This window comes from Streptomyces sp. NPDC016851, assembly GCF_055562795.1.
Genome location: NZ_JBVHEP010000003.1, coordinates 336,819 through 345,118 on the forward strand (window position 1 = coordinate 336,819; position 8,300 = coordinate 345,118).

The following is an 8,300-nucleotide window of genomic DNA, read 5'->3' on the forward strand; positions in this document are numbered from 1 at the left end:
GCTGACGCTCGAGGGCCGCCGGGCGCCGACGCCCAGCTCTGCCGATCCCCCACCCCAGCCGCCGACGACACCCTGCCCTGCCGAAGCTCGGCCCTATGTCCAGTCGGGCTCCGGCTCCCCGAGCAGCTCCGGCCACTCGTCCGGCTCGCCCGCGTCCTGGCCGGGCGCCTCAGCCGCCGTCGGGCCCGCCACCGCTGCCGAGCCGGCCGCCGGCGCCGCACCCTGCGGCCCGCCGAGCGACGCGAGCACCTCCAGCACGCCCTCCCCGTACGTCGCGAGCTTCTTCTCCCCCACGCCGCTGATCCCGCCCAGTTCGGCCACCGAGCCCGGCCACACCGTGGCGATCTCCCTCAGCGTGGCGTCGTGGAAGATGACGTACGCCGGGACGCCCTGTTCGCGAGCCTGCTCGGCCCGCCAGGCGCGCAGCGCCTCGAAGGCCGGCAGCAGTTCCTCGGGCAGCTCGGCGGCAACCGTCTTGCCCTTGCGCTCGCCCCGCCCCGAACCCGAGGACGACGACGACCCCGACCGGGAGGTCACCGGCTTCTTCGGCTCCTTGCGCAGCGGCACCTCACGCTCCCGCCGCAGCACCGCCCCGCTCGCCTCGGTCAGCACCAGCGTGCCGTACTCACCCTCCACCGCGAGCAGCCCCTGGGCCAGCAACTGCCGGATGACGCCCCGCCATTCGCCCTCGGCCAGATCGTCACCGATGCCGAACACCGACAGCTGGTCGTGGTCGAACTGGATGACCTTGGCGGTCCGCTTCCCCAGCAGGATGTCGACGATCTGCACCGCGCCGAACTTCTGCCCGCGCTCCCGCTGCAGCCGCACCACCGTCGACAGCACCTTCTGCGCCGCGACCGTGCCGTCCCAGGTCTCCGGCGGGGTGAGGCAGGTGTCGCAGTTGCCGCAGGCGGGCTGGTCCGGGTCCTGGCCGAAGTAGGCGAGGAGCTGGCCCCGGCGGCACTGGGCCGTCTCGCACAGCGCCAGCATCGAGTCCAGGTGGGCCTGGGCCCGGCGCCGGAACGCCTCGTCGCCCTCGCCCGACTGGATCAGCTTGCGCTGCTGTATGACGTCGTTCAGCCCGTACGCCATCCAGGCCGTCGACGGCAGCCCGTCACGCCCGGCCCGGCCCGTCTCCTGGTAGTAGCCCTCGACCGACTTGGGCAGGTCGAGGTGGGCGACGAAGCGTACGTCCGGCTTGTCGATGCCCATTCCGAAGGCGATGGTCGCCACCACGACCAGGCCGTCCTCCCGCAGGAAGCGGGACTGGTGGGCCGCGCGCGTACCCGCGTCCAGCCCCGCGTGGTACGGCACCGCCTCGATGCCGTTGCGGCTGAGGAACTCGGCGGTCTTGTCGACCGAGTTGCGCGACAGGCAGTAGACGATGCCCGCGTCGCCCGGGTGCTCCTCGCGCAGGAAGCTCAGCAGCTGCTTCTTCGGGTCCGCCTTCGGCACGATCCGGTACTGGATGTTGGGCCGGTCGAAGCTGGCCACGAAGTGCCGGGCCGCCGGCATGTTCAGCCGCTCGGTGATCTCCTGGTGCGTCGCCCGCGTGGCCGTCGCCGTGAGCGCGATCCGCGGTACGTCCGGCCAGCGCTCGCCGAGCAGCGACAGCGTCAGGTAGTCCGGCCGGAAGTCGTGGCCCCACTGGGACACGCAGTGCGCCTCGTCGATCGCGAAGACGGAGATCTTCCCGCGTGAGAGCAGGTCGAGCGTGTTCTCGAGCCGCAGCCGCTCCGGCGCCAGGTACAGCAGGTCCAGCTCGCCGGCGAGGAACTCGGCCTCGACCATCCGCCGCTCGTCGAAGTCCTGCGTGGAGTTCATGAACCCGGCCCGCACGCCCAGGGCCCGCAGCGCGTTCACCTGGTCCTGCATCAGGGCGATGAGCGGGGAGACGACCACCCCCGTACCGGGCCTGACCAGGGCCGGGACCTGGTAGCAGAGGGACTTGCCGGCGCCGGTCGGCATCAGCACCACCGCGTCGCCGCCCGCGACCACGTGCTCGATGACCGCTTCCTGCTCGCCGCGGAAGGCCTCGTACCCGAAGACCCGGTGCAGCGTGGCCAGCGCCGCGCTGTCGCTGGCACCGCCTGGCCCGCCGGTCCCGGTCACCGCGTCCACGTCCGTCATCACACCCGTCCCGCCCATCGCGCCCATCGTCCTGTCCCCCGTACGTCGCCCCTCGACCACTGCGTCCACCATAGGTGCCCGCACCGACACTCCCGGAGTTATCCACAGGCCCGGCCCGACGGATCACGTCGCGTCCGCACCCAGCTCGAACGGGCGGTCGACACCCGGCTCGAACGGACAGCGGACCCCCAGCCCGGACAGACACCCCGCACCCGCCCGAATCGACGGCTCGTACCCAGCCCGAACGGACGCCCCGCCTGGCACGCCCCCACCGGCCGGGCGATGCTGCTGACGCGGGACGGGGGAGGCCCGCCCATCCCTCACCGGGCGCGACCGCGCCCCCATGACGGGCGCCCGCCCCTGGGCACCCCTCCCGCAAGGAGAGCGACACGACATGTCCTTTCTCAAGGCCGCCTGTGCCCTCACGCTGACCACCGCGCTCGCACTCGCCGCAGCCCCGGCGCACGCCGCCGGACACGACCACGAAGGCGAGCCCGAGCTCGTCCAGACGTACGCCGCCACGCGCCACTACCAGCACGTGAAGCGCGCGATCAAGGACGGCCACCTCCCCGCCGGCCCGTGCACCGCCCTGCCCGGCGAGGGCGGCATGGGCTACCACTACGTCAAGCAGCGGCTCATCAACTCCACCGACCCCACCAAGCCCGCCGGCCTCGTCTACCACAAGGGCAAGCACGGCAAGCTGCGTCTCGGTGCCGTGGAGTGGATCGTCCGTGACGCCGACCAGAACGTGGCGACGGACGACGACCGTCCGGTCATGTTCGGCGACCGGCACTTCGACGGGCCGGAGGAGACCCCCGGCCTGGGCGTCGTCTACACGCTGCACGCCTGGATCTTCAAGGACAACCCCAGGGGTGTCTTCTACCCCTGGAACCCCAGGGTGACGTGCCCCTGACCCGGACACACAGTGGGACCCGGCTCCCGAAGGAGACCGGGTCCCACTTCTGTGGACGGGGGTGTCAGCGCACGAACACTCCTGCCTGTCCCGCCAGATCCAGGAAGTACTGCGGCGCCACACCGAGCACCAGCGTGACCGCCACGCCCACCCCGATCGCCGTGATCGTCAGCGGCGACGGCACGGCCACCGTCGGGCCCTCGGGCCGCGGCTCGCTGAAGAACATCAGCACGATGACGCGGATGTAGAAGAACGCCGCGATCGCCGACGAGATCACACCGATCACGACGAGCGGGGCGGCCCCGCCCTCCGCCGCCGCCTTGAACACGGCGAACTTCCCGGCGAAGCCGGAGGTCAGCGGAATGCCCGCGAAGGCCAGCAGGAACACCGCGAACACGGCCGCCACCAGCGGCGAACGCCGGCCGAGCCCCGCCCACTTGGACAGGTGCGTCGCCTCGCCGCCCGCGTCGCGCACGAGCGTGACCACCGCGAAGGCGCCGATCGTCACGAACGAGTACGCGGCCAGGTAGAACAGCACCGACGAGACACCGTCGGGCGTCGTCGCGATGACACCCGCCAGGATGAACCCGGCGTGCGCGATCGACGAGTACGCCAGCAGCCGCTTGATGTCGGTCTGGGTGATCGCGACGATGGCGCCGCCCAGCATGGTGACGATCGCCACGGCCCACATCACCGGCCGCCAGTCCCAGCGCAGGCCCGGCAGGACGACGTACAGCAACCGCAGCAGCGCGCCGAACGCCGCCACCTTCGTCGCCGCCGCCATGAAACCGGTCACCGGCGTCGGCGCGCCCTGATACACGTCCGGCGTCCACATGTGGAACGGCACCGCGCCCACCTTGAACAGCAGGCCCATCACCACCAGCGCGGCACCGATCAGCAGCAGCGCGTCGTTGCCCATGGTGTCCGCGAGCGCCGGGTTGACGTCCGCGATCGTGCCGTCGACGACCTGCGCGATCGTCGCGTACGACATCGAGCCCGCGTAGCCGTACAGCAGGGCGATGCCGAACAGGGTGAAGGCGGAGGCGAACGCGCCGAGCAGGAAGTACTTGACCGCCGCCTCCTGCGACATGAGCCGCTTGCGGCGGGCCAGCGCGCACAGCAGGTACAGCGGGAGCGAGAGGACCTCCAGCGCCACGAAGAGCGTCAGCAGGTCGTTGGCGGCCGGGAAGATCAGCATGCCGGCGACGGCGAACAGCAGCAGCGGGAACACCTCGGTGGTGGTGAACCCGGCCTTGACCGCCGCCTTCTCGCTCTCGCTGCCCGGCACGGACGCGGCCTGTGCAGCGAAGGAGTCGACCCGGTTGCCATGCACCACCGGGTCGAGCCGCCGCTCGGCGAAGGTGAACAGGCCGACCAGGGCCGCCAGCAGGATCGTGCCCTGGAGGAAGAGGGCCGGTCCGTCGACGGCGATCGCGCCCATCGCCGCGATGCGCGCCTTGGTGGTGCCGTAGCCGTCGGCCGCGAGGGCGACGACCGCGGCGAAGGCGGCCGCGAGGGCGACGACGGACACGAACATCTGGACGTAATAACGCGATTTGCGCGGCACGAACGCCTCGACGAGGATCCCGATGATCGCCGCTCCGACGACGATCAGGGTGGGCGCCAACTGTCCGTACTCGAACTTCGGCGCGTCGATCTTGGTGATCGGCTCGGCCGCGGTTGTCCACAGGCTGTGGACGGCTGTTGCGCTCACTTGGCCGCCTCCACCTCGGGCTGGGGGTCCTTCTTCTGTACGTCGGACATGGTCTGTTTCACCGCAGGGTTGACGATGTCCGTGACGGGCTTCGGGTAGACGCCCAGGAAGATCAGCAGTGCGACCAGCGGGGCGACGACCACGAGTTCACGCACCCTGAGGTCCGGCATCGCGCTGACCTCGGGTTTCACCGGCCCGGTCATCGTCCGCTGGTAGAGGACGAGGGTGTAGAGCGCGGCGAGGACGATGCCGAAGGTGGCGATGATGCCGATCACCGGGTAGCGCGTGAACGTGCCGACCAGAACCAGGAACTCACTGACGAACGGCGCCAGTCCCGGCAGGGAGAGGGTCGCGAGGCTGCCGATCAGGAACGTGCCGGCCAGCACCGGAGCGACCTTCTGCACTCCGCCGTAGTCGGCGATGAGCCGCGAGCCGCGCCGGGAGATCAGGAAGCCCGCCACCAGCATCAGCGCGGCGGTCGAGATGCCGTGATTGACCATGTAGAGCGTCGCGCCGGACTGGCCCTGACTGGTCATCGCGAAGATGCCCATGATGATGAAGCCGAAGTGGGAGATCGACGCGTAGGCGATCAGCCGCTTGATGTCCCGCTGGCCGACCGCGAGCAGCGCCCCGTAGATGATGCTGATCAGGGCCAGGACGAGGATCGCGGGCGTCGCCCACTTGCTGGCCTCCGGGAACAGCTGGAGGCAGAAGCGGAGCATCGCGAAGGTGCCGACCTTGTCGACGACCGCCGTGATCAGTACGGCGACCGGGGCGGTGGACTCCTGCATCGCGTTGGGCAGCCAAGTGTGCAGCGGCCACAGCGGCGCCTTCACCGCGAAGGCGAAGAAGAAGCCCAGGAACAGCCAGCGTTCGGTGTTGGTCGCCATGTCGAGCGAGCCGTTGGCGCGGGCGGCGGCGATCTCCTGGAGGGAGAAGTTCCCGGCGACCACGTACAGGCCGATCACCGCGGCCAGCATGATCAGACCGCCGACCAGGTTGTAGAGGAGGAACTTCACCGCCGCGTACGACCGTTGCGTCGCCGCCGCCTTCTCGCCGTGCTCGTGGGCACGGTCCCCGAAGCCGCCGATGAGGAAGTACATCGGGATCAGCATGGCTTCGAAGAAGATGTAGAAGAGGAAGACGTCGGTGGCCTCGAAGGAGAGGATCACCATCGCCTCGACGGCGAGGATCAGGGCGAAGAAGCCCTGCGTGGGCCGCCACCGGGTGCTGCCGGTCTCCAGCGGGTCGGCGTCGTGCCAGCCCGCGAGGATGATGAACGGGATCAGCAGGGCCGTGAGCGCGATCAGCGCCACCGCGATGCCGTCCACGCCCAGTTCGTAGCGGACACCGAAGTCGGCGATCCAGGCGTGGGATTCGGTGAGCTGGTAGCGGTCGCCGTCCGGGTCGAAGCGCACCAGGACGGTGATCGCCAGGACGAGCGTGGCGAGCGAGAAGAGCAGCGCCAGCCACTTGGCGGCGGTGCGCCGCGCGGCCGGTACGGCGGCCGTGGCGATCGCTCCGACGGCCGGGAGCGCCGCTGTCACTGTCAGCAGAGGAAAGGACATCGGTATCAGACCGCCCTCATCAGCAGGGTCGCGGCGACGATGACCGCCGCGCCGCCGAACATCGAGACCGCGTAGGAGCGGGCGAAGCCGTTCTGCAGCTTGCGCATCCGCCCGGAGAGGCCGCCGACCGAGGCCGCCGTGCCGTTGACGACGCCGTCGACCAGGGTGTGGTCGACGTAGACCAGGGACCGCGTGAGGTGCTCGCCGCCGCGGACCAGGACCACGTGGTTGAAGTCGTCCTGGAGCAGGTCGCGCCGGGCGGCCCGGGTGAGCAGCGAGCCGCGCGGGGCGACGGCCGGGACAGGGCGGCGGCCGTACTGCGCCCACGCGAGGGCGACACCGATGACCATGCACGCGACGGTCGCACCGGTGACCACACCCGCGCTGATCGGCGGGTTGCCGTGGCTGTGCCCGGTGATCGGCTCCAGCCAGTGCAGGAAGCGGTCGCCGATGCTGAAGAACGCACCGCCGGCCACCGACCCGACGGCCAGCACGATCATGGGGATCGTCATGACCTTGGGCGACTCGTGCGGGTGCGGCGGGGTGTACTCGCCGCGGGTCTCCGCGGCGGGCTCCACGTCCGGTTCGGCCGGGGACGGCGTCGGGGCGTTGCGCCAGCGCTCCTCGCCGAAGAACGTCATGAGCATCACGCGCGTCATGTAGTACGCGGTGATGGCCGCGCCGAGCAGGGCGCAGGCGCCGAGGATCCAGCCCTCGGTGCCGCCCTTGGCGAACGCCGCCTCGATGATCTTGTCCTTGGAGAAGAAGCCGGACAGGCCCGGGAAGCCGATGATGGCCAGATAGCCGAGGCCGAAGGTGACGAAGGTGACCGGCATGTACTTCCTGAGGCCGCCGTACCTCCTCATGTCCACCTCGTCGTTCATGCCGTGCATGACCGAACCGGCGCCGAGGAACAGCCCGGCCTTGAAGAAGCCGTGCGTCACCAGGTGCATGATCGCGAAGACGTAGCCGATGGGGCCGAGGCCCGCGGCGAGGATCATGTAGCCGATCTGCGACATGGTCGAGCCGGCCAGGGCCTTCTTGATGTCGTCCTTCGCGCAACCGACGATCGCACCGAACAGGAGCGTGACGGCACCGACGATCGTGACGACCAGCTGCGCATCCGGGGCGCCGTTGAAGACGGCCCCGGAGCGGACGATCAGGTAGACGCCCGCCGTCACCATGGTCGCGGCGTGGATGAGGGCCGAGACCGGGGTCGGGCCCTCCATCGCGTCCCCGAGCCAGGACTGCAGCGGCACCTGGGCGGACTTGCCGCAGGCGGCGAGCAGCAGCATCAGCGCGATCGCGGTGAGCTTGTCCTCGCCGGCGGCACCGGCGAGCCCGGCCTCCGCGTGGTCGCCGAGCACCGGCCCGAAGGCGAAGGTGCCGAACCACAGGAACATCAGCATGATCGCGATGGACAGGCCCATGTCGCCGACGCGGTTGACCAGGAAGGCCTTCTTCGCGGCCGTGGCGGCGCTGGGCTTGTGCTGCCAGAAGCCGATCAGCAGGTAGGAGGCGAGACCGACGCCCTCCCAGCCGACGTACAGCAGCAGGTAGTTGTCGGCGAGGACGAGCAGCAGCATCGCCGCGAGGAACAGGTTCAGGTAGCCGAAGAAGCGGCGGCGCCGCTCGTCGTGCTCCATGTACCCGACGGAGTAGAGGTGGATCAGCGATCCGACGCCCGTGATCAGCAGCACGAACGTCATGGACAGCTGGTCGAGCTGGAAGGCGACGTCCGCCTGGAAGCCCTCGACCGGGATCCAGCTGAACAGGTGCTGGGACATGACGCGGTGTTCGGGGTCCTGGGCGAGCATGTCGCTGAACAGCACCAGGCCGAGCACGAAGGAGGCGGCCGCGAGCAGCGTGCCGAGCCAGTGGCCCACGGCGTCCAGCCTGCGTCCGCCGCACAGCAGGACCGCCGCTCCGAGCAGGGGCGCCGCCACCAGCAGCGCGATGAGGTTCTCCACGATTC

General features: G+C 70.2%; 5 protein-coding genes. 1 reads left to right on the forward strand and 4 read right to left on the reverse strand.

The window, feature by feature from the left end; translation table 11 throughout:
- Nucleotides 1-93 precede the first annotated feature (93 nt).
- Nucleotides 94-2,148: a DNA helicase RecQ gene (recQ, locus tag ACZ3I3_RS06925; RefSeq protein WP_467363140.1), complete on the reverse strand. Its 2,055-nt coding sequence runs from the start codon at nt 2,146-2,148 to the stop codon at nt 94-96.
- Nucleotides 2,149-2,524: 376 nt separating this feature from the next.
- On the opposite strand from recQ, the gene ACZ3I3_RS06930 reads away from it, so the two are divergent.
- The gene (locus ACZ3I3_RS06930; RefSeq protein ID WP_467363141.1) at nt 2,525-3,043 is read left to right on the forward strand and encodes a hypothetical protein; all 519 of its coding nucleotides are present in this window, start codon (nt 2,525-2,527) and stop codon (nt 3,041-3,043) included.
- A 64-nt stretch (nt 3,044-3,107) separates the two neighbouring features.
- On the opposite strand, the gene nuoN is transcribed toward ACZ3I3_RS06930, so the two are convergent.
- From nuoN to nuoL, 3 genes are read right to left on the reverse strand one after another with little or no spacing between them, the layout of a single operon-like run.
- Entirely contained in the window at nt 3,108-4,757 is a 1,650-nt protein-coding gene (gene nuoN, locus ACZ3I3_RS06935) for an NADH-quinone oxidoreductase subunit NuoN (protein WP_467363143.1), read from the reverse strand.
- A complete protein-coding gene (locus ACZ3I3_RS06940; RefSeq protein ID WP_467363145.1) occupies nt 4,754-6,325 on the reverse strand; it encodes an NADH-quinone oxidoreductase subunit M in 1,572 nt (523 codons plus the stop codon). Before ACZ3I3_RS06940 ends, nuoN begins: the two co-directional genes overlap by 4 nt.
- A 5-nt stretch (nt 6,326-6,330) precedes the next feature.
- A complete protein-coding gene (gene nuoL / locus ACZ3I3_RS06945) occupies nt 6,331-8,295 on the reverse strand; it encodes an NADH-quinone oxidoreductase subunit L (RefSeq protein WP_467363147.1) in 1,965 nt (654 codons plus the stop codon).
- Between the last annotated feature and the right edge of the window lie 5 nt (nt 8,296-8,300).

Bases quoted from the DNA above. Each gene is read 5' to 3' on its own strand.
- recQ (WP_467363140.1), bottom strand. From the start codon at position 2,148: ATGGGCGGGACGGGTGTGATGACGGACGTGGACGCGGTGACCGGGACC.
- ACZ3I3_RS06930 (WP_467363141.1), top strand. From the start codon at position 2,525: ATGTCCTTTCTCAAGGCCGCCTGTGCCCTCACGCTGACCACCGCGCTC.
- ACZ3I3_RS06940 (WP_467363145.1), bottom strand. From the start codon at position 6,325: ATGTCCTTTCCTCTGCTGACAGTGACAGCGGCGCTCCCGGCCGTCGGA.